Genomic DNA, 19850 nt, shown 5'->3' with positions numbered 1-19850 from the left:
TGACCCCAGCGGCTGCGCGGCCGAGCGATTTCGCATCGGCCTGCGGCATCATGAACGCAGATGTCCCTCTTGGTCGGCTTGCCAGACCGTCCCCGTCTGCACCTCCAGCGCGGTCAGCCATCCGCCCCCGTAGCACCACGTGTCGATGCATTTGAGGTAGCCGAGATCGAGAATCTCGCCGTCTTTTTGCGCCGTGTGACCGACCACGGCGATCTTGCCGGACATGTGCGGGCCGGGGGTTCGCTGCCGCAGGGACTCCCAGCGAAGTTCCAGAGCGCGGTGCTCGGCCAAGGGCAAGCCCGGCCAATAGTTGCCGTGAACGAAGAAATGCCGCTCCGACTCGTAGTAGTCCCGGCAACGTTCCAAAAAGGCGAGGTGAGCGGGGGGGATTTCTGAAGGCAGGGCGCAACCGTAGGACGCCAGCGTCGTCGTCCCGCCGTAGCTCAACCAGTTCTCGAAAAACTCCGTCCGCCCGTGGGCGATGTCCAGCAGCATTTCATCGTGGTTGCCCAAAATCGGCACGAGTCGGCAGAGCTGTTCCAAAGCCAGAAGCATCTCGAAGACGCCCTTGCTGTCCGGCCCGCGATCCACGTAATCGCCCAGCGTGACGATCGTGTCACCGGGTTGAGGGCGGACGGCGTTGAGCAGCGCCGCCAGCGGCCGCGAGTAGCCGTGGATGTCGCCGATGGCAATGATGCGGGCGGATTCGGTCATGCCGGATCGTCATTCCAAGGGTTTGGGCGGGCGAGCGATCGGGGGCTTGCGTCGCCGCCGGGCGTGATTCCCGGCCGAGCTTTCCTGGACGCTCGGATGGTTTGTTGCCGAAGCGAGCACGGCGTTCGGTCGCAGTTGCGGGAATCTCCTATTTTCAACTTACGTCCGGTTCGGAGGGGTGTTCGAAAATCCCGGCGGGGGCGAGATTTATCCCGCGGCGAATGGGACATAGTGGAAGTAGAGCTTGGTGAGATGGAAGAAGACCGGGGCCGCAAAACAGAGCGAATCCAGCCGGTCGAGCACGCCGGAGTGCCCTTCCACCAGCGTCCCATAATCCTTGACGCCGCGATCTCGTTTGATGGCCGACATGGTGATTCCGCCGGCGAAACCGGCCAGCGCCACGGCCAAGGCCATGCCCGCGGCGACCCAGCTCGAACCGAAAGGCGTGGCCCAGCTCAACAGCGCTCCCAGCAGCGTCACGCTGGCGGCTCCGCCCAAAAGCCCTTCCCAGGTCCGCGCGGGGTTGATATTGGGCACGATGTAGTGGCGGCTGGGCAATTGCGACCAGGCGAACTGGAGGGCATCGTTGAGCTGCGTGATCAGCACGAAGAAAAACAACAAGCGAACGTTCGGCGAGTAGCCGTCGGGATCGAGGGGCAAGGCCGTCAACAGAGCGGGCGTATAACTGAGGCAGTACACGCAAATCATCAGGCCGATCTGAATCTTGGCCGTCCGTTCCAGGAACTGCACGGGGTCGTTGGACAGGGCGATCCGCGCGTGGAGAAAAAGCATGGCATAAACGGGGATGAGAATGGCGAACAGCTCGTACTGAGCCAGGGCCACCAGAAGGTATTGGGCGGGGGTCGCCAAGACGAAGACCCAGAACAGCGCGCGATGGTCGCCCGGCCGCGTCGGCGCGATGGTGATGAATTCGCGAAGCGTCCAAAACGAAATCAGGAAGAACAGCACGACGGTGGCGGTTTTGCCGAGCATCAAGGCCCCCGCCAGTCCGGCCAAAAGCAACCACCACGCCCGCAACCGGCTGGAAATGTTCTCCAACAAGGCCGGATTGAGACGGTCGGGGAGCCTGCGCCGCAGCAAATTGACCACCACCGTGGCGATGATCAAGAGCGCGACGACTCCTCCCATCAAACCCCAGGCTACGGCATCCATATCACGCTCGAAGATCGGCGAGGACCGCTGGAAAACGAAGACGCGAGCGCCGACGCGGCGGCCGTCCGCTTCTGATTATAAATCACGGAGGCGAACCACGGCGGCCCGGGCCCGCTCCAAAAAAGCCTGCTTGTGTTCGCCTTGCTCCAGCCACATGGGCGGGCCGAAGGTGATGCGGGTCAAAAGCGGCACCGGCAGGAATTCTCCCCGCGGGAGGATGCGGTTCATATTGTCCAAATAAACGGGAATCAGTTCCAAGTCGGGTCGGCGCCGGGCCAAATGATAGAGACCGCTCTTGAACTCTCCCACCTCCTCCCCCGAAGAACGACCGCCCTCCGGAAATAAGATCAGCGAATAGCGGTCGCCCACCGCGTTGAGAATCTCTTGGATCGGCGTTTGGTGGACCTTGATGTCTTGCCGGTCGATCAAAAGGGCGTTGAAGACCTTTTCGGAGAGGTACCGCCGGATCGGCCCCGCCGCCCAATAGTCCTTGGCCGCCACGGGTCGCGTGACCGCCCGAACCGCGATCGGCAACGACGACCAAATTACCACCGCGTCGAGATGACTGGTGTGATTGGCGAAATAGATGCGTTGGCAGGTGTCGGGCTGGCAATCAACCCAGCGGACGCTGGCGCCGCTCAGCAACTGCGCGATTTGAGCCAGAAGAATCCGCAAAAAGTGGGGGATCATATCCCGCGCCGTTCCGGATATGAGCCGCGGCGACTTCGTAATCGAAGGCCGGGGAGTTTCAAACGAAATCGAAAGCTTACCCTAAACGTCCATATTACCCCCCCGCCCGTGGTGTGCAAACCCCGGAATACGCATTCCGCCTCTTCAGCGCGCCGACGCTGAAGGCGGCGCAGCCTTGAGTCCCGTTGCGACGACGGCGGGCTCGGCGCGCCGCGCGGCGGATGCCGCCTTCCCGGGACTCCGGCGTAGTCCGGCGGTGGGTACATTGGACAACGGCTTGGTCGCTACGAACGGCAAGGGTCACCTCGCATTGTCCGCCGAGCAACGAAGGGCTAGGATGAGGGGGTTGCGAGCCTGCGGCGCCGTTGAACTTGACCTCGGCGGGGACGGAAGGGCATCGGTCTGCGGCCTGCCGATACGGATGTGCGCTCCGGGGCGCGGGCGATCAGCGCTCATCCCTCGCTCAAGGCGTGTTCGGCCGGGCGGTCTTACTTTGGAGCGCAGGTCTCGGCGTGCGTTTCCGGCTCCGTCATGACGGTGTCTTCCATGATGATCGATTTGGTGCGTCGCGAGATTGCCGGCGAGGCGAATTTGATCGTGGTCAAGGTGGGCACGCGCGTCGTGACCCATCCCGACGGCCGCCTCAACGAGGAGCGGATTTCCGCCTTGGCTGAAGAGCTTCACGACGTGCGGCAGTCGGGACGCAAGGTGGTCTTGGTCAGCTCGGGCGCCGTAGGCGCGGGCATGGGAAGGCTGGGCCTGAAGCAACGCCCCACCGATCTCGCCGAGCTTCAGGCGGTGGCCTCCATCGGGCAAAGCCTGCTCGTCGAAGCCTACGACGAACAGTTTCGTCGTTTCGGCGACGTGGCCGCTCAAATCCTGCTGACCGCCGACGTGATCGAGAACCGCGTCAGCTACCTGAATGCGCGCAACACGCTGCTGACGCTGCTCCATCGCTACGACGCCGTTCCCGTGATCAACGAGAACGATACCGTGGCCGTTGAAGAGCTGCGCATGACCTTCGGCGACAACGATCGCTTGGCGGCCTTGGTGACGACGCTGCTGGGCGCCCCCTTGCTGGTGTTGCTATCGGATGTGGAAGGGCTTTACGACGGCGATCCGCGCGATCCGCAATCGCAGTTGATTCCGCTCGTCCGCAAGTTCGACGAAGGCCTGTTCCAATTGGTTCGTGACCGAAAGACCGGCTTAAGCAAAGGCGGCATGGAGAGCAAGTTGCGCGCGGCGCGGTTGGTCGCCACCGCCGGCGGCAGCGTGATCATCGCGGCGGGACGAGAACCCGGCGCCTTGCGCAAGATCATCCGCGGAGAAACCGTCGGCACTCTCTTCTTCCCGCAAGGCGAGACCGTGGGGGCGAGAAAACGCTGGTTCGGCCTAAGTATCCAGCCGCGGGGGCATGTCGTGGTGGATGCCGGCGCCCGGCAGGCCATCGAAAACCGGGGCACCAGTCTCCTGCCCATCGGCGTGACGGACGTGGTAGGCTCCTTCCAAAAAGGCGACTTGGTGGCCCTCCGCGATCCGCAAGGCGTGGAATTCGCGCGCGGCGTCAGCAACTATTCGGCGGAGGAGGTGCGACGCATCAAGGGGCTGCGGACCAAGCAAATCGCCCAGATCCTCGGCTGGTTGCCCTACGAAGAAATCATTCATCGGGACAATCTGTTCGTGTCCCGGTGATCTGTTCGTGTCCCGGTGATAATGGGCGGCCGGGCGAACGGCGTCATTCCTCTTCGCTTGCGCAGGCGGCGGATTTCACCTTTCTGATCAACCGGCAACCCACCAAATAGCGGTCGGGCGAGTCGGCCGGCAACTCTTGCAGATGAATCACTTCCCCCAGCACGTAGTCCGTTCGATCCTTGTTGCAGAGCATCAAGATAAATCGGTCGAAAGAGGGTTCGAAGTCCAAGTAGAACGAGATCCCGCCCCGCGATAGATCCTTGCACTTAACGGTTAAGAAGCGTGCCGGCCTGGGGATGACATCACCCCGACACGGACAAATCTTCTGAAGGACGGGAAAGTTGAACCTTTCGTGCTTACGCCGCTGCTCCGCGGATCGTTGCGCGACAGGGGCTTTGCCGAGTTTTTCGGTTTCGGTGGTGGAGGATCCCATGACCGCCCCCTCGGATACGGATTGCCGAGGCCGCGGCAACGTCGGTTGACATCCGCCGAGGCCTTTAAACAAACATAGGCCGGGGCCGCCGTCTGTGCGTTGGGGACCCCGGTTGATGCAACGGCGGATTGGGCGGGGTCGGCCGCAAAATCGGCAGGGCCGGAATAGGACGAGCGGATTCGGGTACCCCGGAGCCCTCCGCCGCGAGGCGACTTTTCGCAGGCTTGTTTCGCTCGGACTTCGGGATTAAGCTACCCACACCGGCACAGGCCTTGGAAAACGGGCAAGGTTCGCCCGATTCGGACGGCCGCAAATGGGTGCGCATTTTCCGTACGAGTCGGGCGTGAATCACCGCCGGGTCGCGCAGGGGTCGGCGCGGCGGTCTTCTTCGATGGAGGATGCATCATGGTCGCGGCGAAGTACTTCGCACTCCTGGGGATCATCCTTGCGGCTTGGCCGGCCCGCGCCGAATGGCACATCGGAATCGCGACCGATACCGTGAGGGTGCTCCGTGACGATGCGCCGGGAGCAACGGCGGAAGCGCGGCTGTTCGCGGCGCGCAACGAATGCCGCGGCTTCCAAATCCTGATGCGAAGCGACCAACCGCTCGCCGCCGTTTCGCTCGTGGCCGGCGATTTGCTTGGGCCGAACGGCCGTGTGCTGCCGGGCGCCGCTGCTCGGCTGTATCGGCAACATCAGTTCGAACTGACCGCAGGCAGCGTCCGCAACGACCGCTTCCGCGCCGGCTGGTATCCGGACGCCTTGATTCCCGTGCTGCATCCTGGAACGGGGACGCCATTAGGCTCGGCGCGGTATGCGGCCATGCCTTTCGATCTGCCGGCCGAGCAGACGCACGGCTTTTGGGTGGACCTGCTTGTTCCCGGCGATGCGCCTGCCGGCGTCTATCGCGGGGTCTATCGCCTGACGGCGGAAGGGGTGGCGGCGGCGGAGATTCCCGTGACGTTGACGGTCTGGGATTTCGCCCTGCCGGAGGTGCCGAGCGTTCAGACGGCCCTGGGATCGCCCGCCGATCGGATGCGGGGATACTACCAAAAGCGTTCTCGGGCGGGAAAAGAGGAACCGCCCACCGATTGGGCGGCGGTGGAGGAACAGTGTGCGGCCCTCGTCAGCGAACATCGGATCAATGCCACGCCCCCCCGGCAGTGGTTGATTCCGGTGGAGCAGCCGGACGGCACCTTCCGCATTCCGGACGAGAATCTTGCCGCGTTGCGGGAATTCGTGGACCGATATCACGTGAACGCCGTGCAAACGCCGCATCCGTCCTCGGCGATCCAATATCCCACGGCGGAGCGGGATCGCTTGGGCGCGTGGCTGGCCGCCTGGGATGCCGCGGCTCAAGCCTTGGATCGGCGGAACCTCGTTTTTTACACCTACCTCAAGGACGAACCGAATGACGCGGAAGCCTATCGGTACGTGCAAACGTGGGGCCGAGCGATCAAGGAGTTTCGCTCCGCGCTCAAGGTCCTCGTCGTCGAGCAGACATGGACGCAGGATCCGGCCTGGGGCGACCTCTACGGCGCGGTGGATATTTGGTGCCCGCTCTTCTGCCTCCACCGGCCGGAGAGCGCTCTGGAAAGGCTGGCCTTGGGTGAGACGGTCTGGACGTACACGGCCCTCTGCCAAGGCGCCCGGCCGACCCCGTGGTGGCAGATCGACTTTCCCTTACTGCATTACCGCGTGCCCCTGTGGATGGCGTGGAACGATCGGATGCGCGGCATTCTGTATTGGGGCGGGATGTCGTATTGGGACCAGACGGAAGACCCCTGGACCGACCCGTGGACCTACGGCCGACAGAGTGAGGGAAAGGGACGCGTGTACAACGGCGAGGGGACCTTGGTTTATCCGGCGCGGCCCGTCGGCTATGACGGAATCGTCCCCAGCCTGCGCCTCAAGGCCCTCCGCGACGGCATCCAAGATTACGAATACTTGGCCATGCTGGAGCGTGCCGGGCGCCGCGCCGAGGCCGAGGCGATCGTCCGCGAACTGACGACTTCCTTTTTCGATTGGAACCCCGACCCTGCGGCGTATGATCGGGCGCGCCTTCGCCTGGCCGAGCTGCTGCAACGCGCCGCGAGTCCGTGACCCGCTTCCTACCTGCCTCCCGCCCGTCGCCTGCTTTCCGTGTTCCCTCCGACGTCGAGCTTGATGGAAAGGACCTGATCATGCTTCCCCGGACCTCGTGCCTGGATCGTCCGCTGTCGTGGGTTCGGAAGATCGCAAGCCTGCCGTGCGTCCGGCCGAGTCGCCTCGTATCGCCGTCGGTCGCCGCTTCGGGCGGAAAAAGAGTCGCCGTCGCGGTGCGGGCCGTGATCGCGCTGGCGATCGGCGGAGTCGCCGCCGGCGAAACCGTCTTGGGGGACGACGCCGCGGAGACGCCGCGGGTCATCCGGCGTTCGGACGTGGTCTTCATGTACGACAATCCGGCCCTCTACGAGGCTTACGGATGCACGGTGATGGGTTGGGCCGGGCGCGCCGATCGCGAGCATATCGCGGTCGCCCATCAAAAGGGGGTGCGCGTCTTCGCCTCCAGCGTGGGCTTCCGCACGGAATTCGCCGGGATGATCGATTTCTCGCCGCGCTTCGCCGAGGCCCGATGCCTCAATTTCGCGGGCGAACCCTTCATCGTGCCCTGGCTTTGGGATCACAAGCACAAAGGGGAGCCGGCGTGGTGGTTTTGCACCAACAGCCCCTTGTATCGATCGTACCTGCGGCAGCGCCTGGAGCGCGTCGTCGCCGCCGGCGCCGATGCCCTGCACATCGACGACTATACGGGGACGGCCGGCGCCGTGACCTGGTTGGATGCCTGCTTCTGCCCCGATTGCATGAAGGGCTTCCGCGAGTATCTGCGGAGCCGTTACGACGCGGCGCAGCTTCGCGAATGGGGCGTCGCCGACCTCGATGCCTTCGACTACGGCGCGTTCTTGCGGCAGCAGGGAATCACGCCGGATCGCTACCATAAGGAACGGACCAAGCTGCCGCCGGCCGAAGCCTTCCTGGATTTCCACGTCCGGTCCGTCACCGACTTCGTGGCCGAGTTTCGCCGCGAAGGCGAGCGGTTGAAGGGCGGACCGTTGCCCCTGGCCGTCAACTCCAATCTCAACGGTCCGATGAACCTGGCGATTACCCCGCACCTCGGCTATTTCTGCTGCGAGTTGGACCATCGGGCGGCTTCGCGGGAGGTCCCGCTCCAACCCGTCTACGCCTACAAACTGGCGGACGGTTTGCACCGCAGCGTGACGTCCACGGCGAGCGGCGGGGATTGGGCCTACATCAACGAGCACCGGTTGCCGGGCTTGGTGCGGACTTGGGCGGCCCTGTCCTACGCCTTCGGCCACAACCTGATGGCGCCCCACCGCATGTGGTGCTATACGCAGCAAAAGGGCACGCACTGGTACTCCGGCCCGACGGAGGAATACGTCTGGCTCTATCGTTTCGTGCGCGAGCACGCCGACCTCTTCGACGCATTTGAAGCGGCGGCACCCCTTGCGGTTCTGTACGACAATCATTCCCAGCGGCAGGGCAAAGGAAGCATCCAGGACATCGTGCGGACCTTGGCCGACGCCAATGTGCCGTTCGCCGTGGTCGTGCAAGGCGACGATTGGTTGCCCGGCTATCGAATCACCGGCGAGACGCTTGCTCGCTACCGATTGCTGGTCGTGCCCGCCGACTTGCAGCCCGACTCCGAACTCGCCGCTCTGCTTCAAGCGGAGACGGAGCAGGGTCGCGCGGTCGTCTGGTCCGACGTCGCCGCGATTCAGGCCCGGCTGGGAGAGCCGGTTCGCGTCCAAGGTACGGATCGGGTGCTGGTGGTGCCGCGGGTTCGAGTCGGACAGGGCGGCTCGACCTTGGCGGTGCATCTTTTGAATCGCGCCTACCGCAAGGAGGACGATCGCATGGACCCGCGGCCGCCTTTCCAAGTGCTCTTGAGCCCGGATGTTTTGGGACGCCCGGCGGAGACCTTCCGCAAGGCGACCTTGTACGCACCCCGGGTCGAACCCGTGGAAGTGCGTTTGCAAGCCGTCGAAAAAGGATTGCAGATCGAGGTGCCGGGACTTGACTTTTGGAGCATCGTGGAGTTGCAATAGGAACGCGACCGGATGGAGCGTTTTTGCCGGCGTTCGGGGGGAGGTTTCGGTGAAAGCGATCCAGTCGCGGCGGCACGGCATTCGTGCCGCGACGAACTCGGCGGCCTTGTCGCAATTTCGGTCGGCAGGGCGGGGCCGCCGAGTGGATCATCGATTCCTGGCCGACCCTCAGCGGAGATCGAACCATGTCGCAACCTCGGAAAATGAACCGGCGGGGATTCCTCGACCGCTCGGCGGCGGGCGCGGCCGTGCCCTTGGTGTTGGCCCAAGGCGTTTTAGGACAGAGCGGTACCGGCGGGGCCAACGAGAAGCTCCGCGTGGCCTTGATCGGCTGCGGCGGCATGGGGCAGGCCAATCTGGCCAATACCGCCCAACATCCCGATGTCAGCGTGGCGGCGGCTTGCGACGTTTGGGATGAACGCGCGGCGGCCGTCGTCAAGAAATACGAAGGCGCCCGCGCTTACAAGGACTTCCGCGAGGTCCTCGATCAAAAGGATATCGACGCGGTGATCGTGGCCACGCCGCCCCATTGGCACACCTTGATTGCCGTCGCCGCGTGCGAGGCGGGCAAGGACATGTACCTGCAAAAACCCATGACGCTGCACCTGGGCGAGAGCCTGGCCGTCCGCAACGCCGTCCGGCGGCATCAACGCATCGTCCAAATCGGCACGCAAATCCATGCCTCGGAGAACTACCGCCGCGTGGTCGAGAAGATTCGCGCCGGCTTCATCGGCCCGGTGGGCTGCGTGCGGACGTTCAACGTCATGAACCAAGGGCCGGAGGGCGTGGGACACGACCCCAACACGACGCCTCCGCCGGGCTTGGATTGGGAGATGTGGCTCGGCCCCGCCCCGCAACGTCCCTTCAACGCCATCCTCGCCGCCAACTCCTACAATCACGGTTCCTGGATGGATATCAGCGGCGGGTGGACGCCCAACATGGCGCCCCACATCATCGATCTGCCGATTTGGGCCTTGGACTTGGGGTTGCCGACGCGGGTGCATTGCTCGGGCGGGCGGTACGTCATCCGTGACGACGGCGACGCCCCCGACGTCCAGGAAATGCTCTTCCAGTATCCCAACCTGACCATGACCTGGATGTCCAGCCTGATCAATAGCTACGGTTTCGACTTCCACGGCGAACCCGTGCCCAAGCGGCGGTTGGGCATCTACTTCCACGGCCTGGACGGCACGATGTACTGCAACTACTCGATGCACGAAATCATCCCCGAGGGAGACCGCATGAAGGACCGCACGCCGCCGGAACCCTCCATTCCGCCCTCGCCAGGCCACGAGATTGAATGGGTCCAATGCGTGAAGGACCGCCGGCAACCCTCCTGTAATGTGGAGTATCACATCAAGATCGATATCCCCATCGTGCTGGGCAATCTATCGTACCGGCTGGGACGCTCGGTGCAGTTCGACCCGGCCACGGAATCCATCGTGGGCGACGAGGAGGCGGCCCGCCTGGCCGTGCCCGAATATCGCAAGCCCTGGAAATTCCCCGCGGAATACCTCAAGGCTTGAAAGGCGACGCGCGTCTTCGCCCGCATTTCCGCCGCCGGATGCCGCCGGCGGGGCGTGCCGACGGGTGTTTCGCCGGGAATCACGTAAATCCCGCAACGGCGGCGGGCTATTCGTACTGTAACTGCGCCGTAGCGCGGCAGTCTCTGTCGCAGCGAAGCCGCAACCAGTGCGCATGGTAGCCCTCGGGGAAGGTATAAGAAATGCCTTGCCCGGCAGGCACCGCAATTACCCGCCAAACGTGAAAGCCTTGGTGATCGAAGTTGATTTCCAGGGTAAAGGTTACCGTTTCGGCCTGATCGTGGGCCAGCGTCAACGTCTTTCGATCGAACCCCGTCATGAGATAGGGGTCGGACGGTTTGCCGGCTGCAACGGCGGTATCCCTCCACGGCCCACCTTGACCGCGGGGCTTACCGAGCTTCCAAAGATCGTCCAAGGCGCCGAACCACAAGCCGGGGCCGTCCTCGGCTCGGAATACATGGCCGTCCGGCGCAGCGTCGGCTCGCACGCCGGCCATAACCAGCAGACCGCGCCACGAACAGAAATCGAAGATGCGGCGATCGTGGGAGGCGACGGGTTTCATCCGCTCCCAATCGGGCTTGCCGTTGCTTGCCCGCGGTATTTCGTAAAACGTGCCGTGGAGATTGGCCAAAAAACGCTCGGAGGCGCATTCGCGGGCGCCCCGTGCCCGGCCGACCAGGGCGTCGAACTCGGCCGCGCCCTTGGGGAGGCGGAAGATCTTGCCGTCCGAGTCGCGGACGATGACGGAGGCCTCATCCACGGCATAGTCGGCGGCGACCCGTCCCACCGCGAGGACCTCCTCGGTGCGGTCCTCGCCGGGCTGCGTGAAGATCGGCTCGCCCCGCGGCGTGATGTCCACCTCACGGTATCGGCGAGCCTCATTCCCCATGCCCGGGTGTTCCTCCACGACCCATTGCAGATTGCGATTGTGCGCGGCCGGGCGAATGATGCCGCCGTACAGGGGAGAATCGTCGGTCACGCGAGCCGGCCCCGCGAACCAAGCGTCTTCGCGCGGCGACTCCGGTCGCGGCGACGCATAGTGCAAATACACGGTTGCACGGCAGTCGGCGGAGGCGATCACACGGAGCCATTCGCCGGGGTCGCCTTCCGGTAATACCTTGCCGGAATAGGTGCCGGGCGGGACTTCGATGCTCTCCAGTTCCCGCCATGCTTCCGTACCATCGTCGCTGACTTGCAGCGAAAACCGCACCGGCGTCGAGGCGTCGTGGACGATGTGGATCGTCCGCTCACGGTACCCGGCGAACAGGTACGGCTCCGAAGGCTCGCCGGCGCGAACGGGATCGTCCAGCCATACGCCGCCCCAACCCGCCGCCGGGCCGAACTCCCGCAACCCTTCCACGGTTCCGAACCACAAGTTGGATTGGGCTTGGCCGCACAGCGGGTTCTGCATCATCGAGGCGTCATCGGCGCCCAGGATCACCCGGCCGTTCCAGTGGCAGAAGTCGGGGATGTACCGCAGATGCGTGCAAATCGGCCGAATTCCCTTGGCGGATCGCGCGGCGAAGCTCGGCGGAAACTCGAACATCTGGCCGTGCATGCAGAGCATGAGCCGTCCCGGAGCGATCTCGCGAATGCGGGGCCACTCCGTGAACCAGCCGTGGCGCGGATCGAACGTGTGCGAGCCTTTCGGCAAACGGAACGTGAACCAGATTCCGCCGTCGAGCAGTTTCAGGATTACGGAGCGCTTGTCCCAGCCCACGGCCCAGAGCGGAGCGCGATCGTCGGGCGAGCCCCACAAGCCGCCGGGACCGGTCACGTCGCAGAATTGCTTGCGTTCCACGATCCGCCAGACGTCGCCGTCCCATTCGGCCAAGACGCCGGCCTCGTCGCCCACCGCCGGCCCGCCCACCAACAACTTGCGGTAGGCCTCCGCGGGACCGACTTCGCCGTTATTGGCGATGACGACGCGGCCCTGGGCCGTGTACCCGCCTTTGCCGTGCCAGCCGGGGACCGGCTTCTCGAACAGCTTGGTGACATCCAAGGAACGCACGTCGACCTCGTAGATCGCCCCCTCCATATCGAAGAAATAGACCTTGTCGGCCGGCTCGCGGAGGTGTCGCATGACGGCGGTCATCCGGCCCCGCAGCCGGTTCAGGTCGGCCGCGCGAACGTTGCCCCGGGCGTCGATGAAGTACGGCCCCAGAATCAGTTGATTCGATTCTCGGTGATACATCCGCCCGGCGTGCGTCCCGCCCACGCTCTCCGGTCGGATGCGGACGTTCATCGCGGCGTCCAGCTCGTACAGCTTGTCGTTGCTGCCCGTCGTTTTGTGCTGCGGGTAGGTGAGATACCACAAACGATCCTGCCACACGGCGACGGCCCCGATACCGCACTCTCCGTGATTCGGTCGATCGGCGGCATTTTCGGGCTGGTTGAAGACCGCCAGATGCGGATAAATCCCGGAGATGCGGCAATAGCCGGTCTGGTCGGAATCCGCCTGCTCAGCAGCCCAGGACCGGACCGGCACTACCAGCACAATTGCGAGCCCGAAGGCCGAAAACAGCCGCCGGTGGATGCCCGCCGGCATGATCGAGGGTCGTCGCATGGAAACGTCTCCAAAAGGTTACGAGGCGCGGATCGGGGGCTCGAGTTGGATTGCGCTACAACAGCACCGGCTTGCACGTGCGGGGGAAGGAACGCATGCACAACGAAGACACCGTACCAGACGCGCGGGCGCGAGCCTCGGGCGTCAGCCCGAGGTGGAAAGCAGCAGGCGTTTCAGGGACCTTCATACGGTTGGGGGGCCGTAGTGGGCAAAACCCAATCGTCCGGGATCGTGAAGTTTAGCTCACTCGGACCTTTCGGCAGGTCGGCTGAGGTTTCGTAATCGGGGAATAGGAGGGTCCCTTGGGGAAAGAATTCATCACCGGAATTCTTGCCGGTCAAGCCGGTGATACGGATCTTGTGCGGCCCGCCGACATGTCCCATGCCGACGCTCCGCGATTCGTATCGCCCGTTCTCGAAGGGGATGGTCACCGCCGGTCCGTTGTTACCCTGGGATGCGTCCGGAATAAAGGTGACCGACCCTGCGGGTACCGGCTGACCGCGGTAGACGATGGTCCCCGAGATCGGGTTGGCACGGGGATCATCTTTCGCGCAACCCAACCCCGCCGCTGATAGGATACCTAGCGCGGTGAGCAGGAAAAGGTGAGTCCGACAATTGAAAAGGATCATCACGCCAAGCCTTTCCCAATACCGTGCATAGAGCGTGCCGCGAGGAGTTCACGCTTGCGGAAATCACGGCGACTGGACGGATTCGCCGCCGTCCTTGCTGCCCAACGCGAGATAGATACCAAAATCGATGGTCTCGGAAAGAAAACTGGCCGACCCGTCCGCCCTCACGAACTGGCAACCGCCCGGATGGAAACTTCCGAAGGCGATGCCGTTCCAAATCGATTCGTTCTTGGAGTTGAGGGGAAAACGTAGATACTTGGCCAAGAGGTATAGCGTTCCTCGGCTGTCACTGTACTTGCCCCGCGTCCAGGCGCGATATTTGGTCATGGGAGACCACGAGATCTCCCCCAACAGCAGCGTGTTGGATGTCCCGTCGGTTACGTCGGCCATGCGGCTGGAATACTGCCATAGAATACCCTGATCGCACTCCCCGCCGAAGGCTTGAGTGGTATCGCGACAGCGATAGGTCTGGTTGGTGATGGGATTGGAACCATAGGGGCCCAGAATTCCATAGTAATGAACGGTATACACCTTCTCGCCGCCGGGATTAGGCCAGATCTCCGCCGCGTATTCCGTCCGAACCTGGATTGCCGAGGGACACATGTAAACGGGGATACGATTGGCGGCGTGCTTGATCTTGCCCGGGGCCGTGTAACTGCCGGCATTCCAATCCATTTGATCATAGATCGGTTTTTGTTCGATCACCGCCAGGACCGACGCCGTCCATCCCAATTGATTGGCGATCATTCCCGGCAGGGGAAATTGCCCCCAGGCATCGTGGTAGTTTTGGAATCCAATACCGAGTTGGCGGAGGTTGTTGATGCACTGGGAGCGCCGAGCCGCCTCGCGCGCGGCTTGTACCGCGGGGAGGAGCAGGGCGATCAAGATGCCGATGATAGCGATGACAACCAGAAGCTCCACTAGGGTAAATGCGGAACGCCTCACACCTATCTCCTTTTTCGCGGGGAGCGTTTCAACATCATGGCGCGGAACACAGCTACGTCATTCACCTGTGACCGAACTGGGGCATTACGCTCGCTCTCACTTTACTTTCTCCCTTTTCTCGCGTCAATGAACTTGCGACGAAACGGGCAAGCATGGGGCAGGGCCGTGCATCGAACGAGTCACCGGCCAAGGGTAGTCGGCAACGCCAACGTCCGCCCAAAGCGAAAATCACAGGGCCTGATATTTTTTGCAACGCATTCCAAGGATGGCCATCACCGATTTACGGCGGCGGGGCGCTGAGAGAAACATCCGGCGCAAAGGAAAGAACGGCGGGCAATCCCGGGCCGTCGGCGGCGCGGGTCAGCGAACGGCGGAATCCTCGCTGCGGCTGCCGATCATGGGGACGTCGTCCCGGGGGGCCGCGCGGCCCAGCAGGACCAAATCGGTCCCCTCCAAGAAGTACGGGACGCGGTCCACGACCTGCACATCGCGGGGCAAGTGGGGAGCAAGGCGCCGGTAATCCTCTTCCGTGGTGATGACGTAGCCGGAGGGGGAGCTTGCCAAAAACTCGCGCAGGGCGGCCGTGTCCGGCGGAGCAAACCATTGCACCTTGCGGCCGGTGTAAAAGACCCAGCTCGGTTCGAGGCAGTTGAACGCGGCGAGGGAGGCGTCGGGTTGCCTACGTATCACGTCGGCCAGCCGGGCGAACTTCTGATGGCGCGACACCCGCTCGGCGGCGACGCCGAAGGCCGTCACCGCGAAGAGGACGGCGGAGACGGCGAAGGCGGTTACGGCGGCCCAACGTCGCTCTTTGCGCAAGGCGGCCATGGCGGCGATTCCGCCGCAAGCGAGGATGACGCCGAGCAAGCCCAAGCTCTCCTCGCCCGGCAGAAAGCGCGAGGCCACCGGCGGAAGGGCGGCGGCGATTCCCAAGCCCACGATCGCCGTGATCACGAATGCCGCGCTGAGCCATCCGCGTCGCACGGCCGATTCGCCCGTCAAGCGCGTGTCCAAAAACCAAGCGGTGAGCACGGCGAAGGCGGGCAGGCTGGGCGTAATATAGCTGGGCAGCTTGGTCCCCGCCAACGAAAAGAAGCCCACATAAACCAGTCCCCAGGAACCGAAGAACGCCACCGCCCGCGCGTGCGGCCCCCGCGCGAGCCATTCCCGCACGGCGTGGATCAACGCCGGGATCAACAGCAGCGACCAAGGGAAAAAGGTCAATAGCAGGATGGCCGGATAATAGAAGATGGGACCGCCGTGCCCCTCCATTGGTTCGATGAAGCGGTTCACATTGTGGGTCCAGTAGAAGCCCCGCAGCCAGGCGCCGTCGGTCCGCAGCCCCACCCAAAGGTGCCAGGGACCGGCCACTAGGAGCACGGCGATCAGGGCCCAAAGCGGTCGCATGGCCAGGATGGTTCGCCCCATCACCCGCGGCGAAAACATGTGTACAAGCGGGCGAAGAATGCGGCGGAACCTGCCCTTCGGCGGCGGATCGACGCGATCGTAAAGGCCCTGCCAAAGCATGAACAGCCCGATGATCGCCGTGGGTAGCACGAAGCCGATCGGTCCCTTGGCCAGCACCGCCGCACCCATGAGCCCGTAGATCAGCGAAGCGGCGAACAGGCCGGTCGGGAACCAGGCACGGGGGTCGGGGGACGGTCGATCCGAGGCCTCGCTCGGCCCTCCGCGCGGCGTCGATGGTCGTACGGTCGCCGTGTAACACCACAGGGCCGCCGTGGTGAAAAAAATCAGGACGGAATCGGGAGTCGCCGCCCTTGCGGCGACGGGAAACATCAGGCAGGAGGCCAACATGATGCCGGCCCAAAGCCCCGCCCGCAGAGACACCCACCGCCGCGCGAGGTCGAACGTCAAGGCCACGGTCCCCACCGCCAGCAAGGCGGACCAGAATCGGGCGGCGAACTCGTTCACCCCGAATACTGCGTAAGCCGACATCATGAACCAGTACAACAGGACCGGCTTATGATCGCGTATTTCGCCGTTGAAATAGGGGGTGACCCAATCGCCCCGCTCGATCATCTCCCACGCGCAACCGGCGTTGCGAGGTTCGTCTCGGTCCCAAAGTCGCGGTCCGCCGAGATTGAAGAAGAACACGAAGGCCGCGGTCAAGATCGCGGGCAGGCCGAACTTTACCCATTCGCGCATGGTCCCCTCCGTGGAGCCTCGTTTGATGATCGCCGCGCAATCCGGCGTGGATGGATTCTAGGTCGAACGCGCGGATGTCACAAGAGAGAATCGCGGTCGGCCCGAAGCGCGCCGGATGCCGCTCTCCTCCGGCGCTTCAACCGCAGCCGCGGATTAGTGCTGCGAATAACAGCACGAAAGCGAAGAGCGCGACCGCGCTGACGGCGACCGTGCCGATGATCTTGGCGGGCGAAATCGGCAGGTCTCCCACCGCCTTGCCCGTTTGGCCGTTGATCACGAACCGAAATAGCCGATCGCGGTAACGATAGGCCAGAATCCATACCGGGGCCAAGATCGCTTCGCTGCTCATCCCGCTGAGCACGACGTTGACCTTGACGTTGCGGGCGGAGCCGGGAACGTACTTGGCCGCGCAGACCGCCGCTTCGCCGCTGTGAAAACTCTGCACGGCCAAGGTCCGGGCATACCTCCGCGGCAACGAGAACTGCTCCACGATGGCATGGTCGAGATCGACTTCTTGCGGAGGGACGGCGCGGCCGAGGTCGAAGGGGCAGATCTCCGAGCTTTCCCAAATGCTCAGGGTGCCGCCCGCCCCGATCAACAGGCCGTCATACCGCCCCCGATGCTCGCCGAACAGAGGGTACCAATTCCCCCGGGCCCCGGCCGGAGTGACGCTGGAGTCGGCCGCCCAATACGTGTGCGTCTTGGCGGAAAACGACCAATAGGGCACGTAAACCGGGGTCATCTCGGTGACGGTGGCCGTTTCGGCAAGATCCGACGGTTGCCACAGGCCGCGCTTCATGCGGCTGCGCAGGATTCTGTCGGCTTCCGCTCGGTTGACGGCGAACGGAATGACGCCCCGTGGGGCGATGCTTTTCGCATCCGGCTTGGCCTCGAGCTGCGTGGAACCGCAAAAGGGACAGCGCAGCGCCGCGGCCCCGGCATCGTAACTCATGGACGCCCCGCAGCCCGAGCACGTGAAGTTGTTCTTGGTGATCGTGCCCGCCGTGGTCGTTTCGCGAGACGCGGCGCCATTCAAGGCGTCGGCGGATTCGCCGGGCGGGGCCTCGCGGCCGCAATTGGAGCAAAACAGATCCTCCTCGTCGAGAAGACTTCCGCACAATTCGCAACGACGGTCGAACATGGAGAGATCTTTTTTCGATGCGGCTGCCCGGCCGAAAGGGTAACGCTTTCCGCGCCCGCATTGTCCCCCAGCGCCGGCCGCAGAACAAGACGCGCGCGCATTTCTCACGGGTATGGCAACAGCTCTCGGGGATACAGCAACGGCGGGCCGCACTCCGTCGCCGAGGTCGCGGTCCCCAGCTTGCCCGCGGTCATTTCTACGGCTTATGGTCGCCCTTACCGATTGGGCGAAGTGGATCGCGGACAGGGTGTTGCCTTTCGGCAACACGGGGCCATTTCTTGAGAAAATTCTTCGTGCCATATCTCGCGTGCTATCCTAGAGTAGCGACGCGAATCGGCAAGGTTTACCAGGCTTTCGTTTGCCTCCGGCGAACCATGTCGCACAATTAAAGGGAGAAGTGCGGCCGCGGCCGCGGCGGACGTGTTGCGCGGCTCGGTCGTCGGCTGCTGCATGTCGGGAAGAATACCCCCCCTGGTTCGTTGGAAGTCGGTTGAAATCCATTCAAGGTGGTGCCATGAGAATGAAGCGGGCGTTGGGATTCGGAACGCCGGTACTCTGTGCGGTCCTGTTGTGCGGATGGCATCGTGCGGAGGGCCAGGGCTACGCCTACTCCGCGGCCATGCCCGTCGAACAGACGACGTACCGGATCGTTTATCAAACCGTGTACGAGCCGGTGGAGATCACGACCTATCGCACGACGTGCGAGACGCAATTGGAAGAGCGGAAGGTCGTCTCTTACAAGCCGGTTTGGGAGACGCAGTATCGCGAGCAGCGGTACACCGTCTCGCGGCTGGTCCCCGAGACCTCGGTCCGCGAGGAGCGGGTCCGCGTCCTGAAACCGGTCTGGGAAACGCAGTACCGCGATGAGAGCTACAACGTCGTCCGCTATGTGCAGGAGACGGCCGAGCGGGAGGAGCGAGTCCGCGTCCTGAAGCCGGTCTGGGAGACCTCCGAGCGCGAGGAGGTCTATACCGTGATGCGGCCCGTCAAAGAAGTCGTTTATCGCACCGATTACACGACCGTGACCGAGCCGGTGGTCACCTATCGCACGCAGTACGTGGATATGGGGCAATACCGCGAGCAACTGGTGTTAAAGCCGGGATTGTTCCAGAATCGTTTGAGCTGGGAGTCGGGACGCCCGGTCGTCGATCCCGCCACGGGCGCGGTGACATGGCAACCGGGAGGCTTGTATTGGGTGCCGAACAATCGCGGTCGATATGAGGTCCGCCAAGTATGGCAACCCAATGTGGTGGCCCAGACGGTCCCGCAAACCCAACTCGTCGCCAAGTCCGTCCCGGTCCAGGTGCCGGTCGAGGTGACCCGCTATCAGCCCGAGGAAGTGCGGCGCAAGGTTCCCGTTCAAACCTGCCGCATGGTGGAAGAGGAGCAGGTGCGGAAGATCCCCGTCACCGTGACCAAGCCGGTGGTGGAGCGGGTGGAAAAGCAAGTGCCGGTCCAAGTCTGCCGCATGGTGGAGGAGGAACAGGTGCGGCAGATCCCCGTAACGGTCTACAAGCAGGTCTGCGAAGAGCGTGTGCAGCAGATTCCGGTCCAGGTCTGCCGCATGGCCGTCGAGGAGCGCGTCGTCCAGATTCCGCGGACCGTGCAGAGGGTTGAGCCGGTGACGTACACGACGTATCGTCCAAGGACCATCGCTTGCCGCGTGCCGGTCGATCCATGCTTGGTACCGCTGGAGTCGGTCGTGCCGTCGCCGACGTATGCGATCCCCGGAGGTTCGCCGTCCGCGCCGTCCACGCCGTCCGCGGCGCCGGCCCCCGCAGCGTCGGAAAGCGGGGCGAGTGCCGCCGACCAACCTCCGCAGCTTCCGCAGCAGACCCAACGCCCGGTGCTGCCGGGTCCGGCTACCGAAGAGTCGCCGGCCGAAGGGGGGCGGACCACGCCCAACGGTCAGGCCGAGGGTAGCGGCACCTCCAGTACGTGATATCCGGGACGCGACCCGGCCGAACATAGGCCTGCCGCGGCCGTCCCCGTCTCGAAAAAACCCATCTCCTTCCCGACCCCGCGCGAGGTTGAGCCTCCGCGGGGTTCTT

General features: G+C 63.8%; 14 protein-coding genes. 5 read left to right on the top strand and 9 right to left on the bottom strand.

Features of this window, described 5'->3' with window-relative positions; translation table 11 throughout:
* Window positions 1-48: 48 nt before the first annotated feature.
* From ACZ5B4_RS11915 to ACZ5B4_RS11905, 3 genes are all read right to left on the bottom strand, one after another.
* A complete protein-coding gene (locus tag ACZ5B4_RS11915; protein WP_464911452.1) occupies window positions 49-714 on the bottom strand; it encodes a metallophosphoesterase family protein in 666 nt (221 codons plus the stop codon).
* Between the two features lie 207 nt (window positions 715-921).
* Window positions 922-1887 (bottom strand): phosphatidate cytidylyltransferase, encoded by a 966-nt coding sequence (locus tag ACZ5B4_RS11910; RefSeq protein ID WP_464911451.1) that lies wholly within the window; start codon window positions 1885-1887, stop codon window positions 922-924.
* Window positions 1888-1962: 75 nt separating this feature from the next.
* The gene (locus ACZ5B4_RS11905) at window positions 1963-2577 is read right to left on the bottom strand and encodes a lysophospholipid acyltransferase family protein (RefSeq protein WP_464911450.1); all 615 of its coding nucleotides are present in this window, start codon (window positions 2575-2577) and stop codon (window positions 1963-1965) included.
* A gap of 546 nt (window positions 2578-3123) precedes the next feature.
* On the opposite strand from ACZ5B4_RS11905, the gene proB reads away from it, so the two are divergent.
* Window positions 3124-4269, top strand: a complete 1146-nt coding sequence (gene proB, locus ACZ5B4_RS11900) for a glutamate 5-kinase (RefSeq protein WP_464911449.1) — start codon at window positions 3124-3126, stop codon at window positions 4267-4269.
* Window positions 4270-4312: 43 nt separating this feature from the next.
* Here the strand turns inward: proB and ACZ5B4_RS11895 are convergent, their stop codons facing one another.
* Window positions 4313-4702: a PilZ domain-containing protein gene (locus ACZ5B4_RS11895; RefSeq protein ID WP_464911448.1), complete on the bottom strand. Its 390-nt coding sequence runs from the start codon at window positions 4700-4702 to the stop codon at window positions 4313-4315.
* A 405-nt stretch (window positions 4703-5107) separates the two neighbouring features.
* On the opposite strand from ACZ5B4_RS11895, the gene ACZ5B4_RS11890 reads away from it, so the two are divergent.
* The 3 genes from ACZ5B4_RS11890 (at window position 5108) to ACZ5B4_RS11880 (ending at window position 10334) form a co-directional block, all read left to right on the top strand.
* Window positions 5108-6805 carry a DUF4091 domain-containing protein gene (locus ACZ5B4_RS11890; protein ID WP_464911447.1) on the top strand — a complete coding sequence of 566 codons (1698 nt, stop codon included), beginning with the start codon at window positions 5108-5110 and terminating at the stop codon, window positions 6803-6805.
* An 80-nt stretch (window positions 6806-6885) separates the two neighbouring features.
* Window positions 6886-8808 carry a hypothetical protein gene (locus ACZ5B4_RS11885; protein WP_464911446.1) on the top strand — a complete coding sequence of 641 codons (1923 nt, stop codon included), beginning with the start codon at window positions 6886-6888 and terminating at the stop codon, window positions 8806-8808.
* A 185-nt stretch (window positions 8809-8993) separates the two neighbouring features.
* Window positions 8994-10334: a Gfo/Idh/MocA family protein gene (locus tag ACZ5B4_RS11880; RefSeq protein ID WP_464911445.1), complete on the top strand. Its 1341-nt coding sequence runs from the start codon at window positions 8994-8996 to the stop codon at window positions 10332-10334.
* A gap of 106 nt (window positions 10335-10440) precedes the next feature.
* Here ACZ5B4_RS11880 and ACZ5B4_RS11875 read toward each other — a convergent pair whose 3' ends face one another.
* From ACZ5B4_RS11875 to ACZ5B4_RS11855, 5 genes are all read right to left on the bottom strand, one after another.
* Complete coding sequence (locus tag ACZ5B4_RS11875) at window positions 10441-12918, bottom strand: hypothetical protein (RefSeq protein WP_464911444.1); 2478 nt, start codon at window positions 12916-12918, stop codon at window positions 10441-10443.
* A 173-nt stretch (window positions 12919-13091) separates the two neighbouring features.
* Entirely contained in the window at window positions 13092-13550 is a 459-nt protein-coding gene (locus ACZ5B4_RS11870) for a hypothetical protein (protein WP_464911443.1), read from the bottom strand.
* A gap of 60 nt (window positions 13551-13610) precedes the next feature.
* Entirely contained in the window at window positions 13611-14492 is an 882-nt protein-coding gene (locus ACZ5B4_RS11865; RefSeq protein ID WP_464911442.1) for a DUF1559 domain-containing protein, read from the bottom strand.
* A 360-nt stretch (window positions 14493-14852) separates the two neighbouring features.
* Complete coding sequence (locus ACZ5B4_RS11860; protein ID WP_464911441.1) at window positions 14853-16658, bottom strand: ArnT family glycosyltransferase; 1806 nt, start codon at window positions 16656-16658, stop codon at window positions 14853-14855.
* 136 nt (window positions 16659-16794) lie between these two features.
* Window positions 16795-17799, bottom strand: a complete 1005-nt coding sequence (locus ACZ5B4_RS11855) for a TFIIB-type zinc ribbon-containing protein (RefSeq protein ID WP_464911440.1) — start codon at window positions 17797-17799, stop codon at window positions 16795-16797.
* Between the two features lie 514 nt (window positions 17800-18313).
* Between ACZ5B4_RS11855 and ACZ5B4_RS11850 the strand changes: the two genes are divergently transcribed.
* The gene (locus ACZ5B4_RS11850) at window positions 18314-19741 is read left to right on the top strand and encodes a hypothetical protein (RefSeq protein WP_464911439.1); all 1428 of its coding nucleotides are present in this window, start codon (window positions 18314-18316) and stop codon (window positions 19739-19741) included.
* Window positions 19742-19850 lie beyond the last annotated feature (109 nt).

It is taken from the genome of Thermogutta hypogea (assembly GCF_055386265.1).
Note: the sequence above shows the minus strand (reverse complement) of the source record. Positions and strands in the feature narration are given on the sequence as shown.